The organism is Micromonospora sp. ALFpr18c, from assembly GCF_008868155.1.
Classification (GTDB): domain Bacteria; phylum Actinomycetota; class Actinomycetes; order Mycobacteriales; family Micromonosporaceae; genus Micromonospora.
In genome coordinates, this window is sequence record NZ_WBKR01000495.1 from 1 (window position 1) to 472 (window position 472).

At 60.4% G+C, this 472-nt stretch carries 1 protein-coding gene; it reads right to left on the reverse strand.

What is annotated here, in order from left to right:
* Window positions 1-145: 145 nt before the first annotated feature.
* Window positions 146-472: hypothetical protein (locus F8271_RS33695; RefSeq protein ID WP_225854921.1), on the reverse strand; the 327-nt coding region annotated here is incomplete at its 5' end.

The window sequence follows — 472 nt, forward strand, 5'->3', positions numbered from 1 at the left end:
CAGAATGCGGAAGTCCGTCCTTCATCTTCCCGTTCAGTCGGATGGGCACCCCGACTGGCTCTTTGCCGAACAGTATGTTCGCTCGCTACCAATGGCCTCACTCGTGCTCTAGCAGCTACCGCTTGGAAGTCGCGCGGCTAGCTTGTCACTCGTCTGGCACATCCTCGTTTCGCGCCTTCTCAGCCAACTCGACCAGGGACCCATTACCGGGCCAGTACCAACGACTGGTTCCCTGAACGGCCTTGGGTCGAGTACCGGTGGCCATTTCCAGCATCGCCATGACGAGCCCAGTCGGCGAATACCGTTTTCCGTCAGCTGCCCAGATCAAGGCTGAGGCACGGTTGTTCTGCCATGACGCCTGGCCCCTCTTCGGGTCAGCAGCCAACCAGCTTGCCAAGGCCGCCCTTTCTGGCTTGGTTCGAGGCCGGAACTCCAGGATCGTGCCATCTGGGATGTAGCGACTGTCGACCAG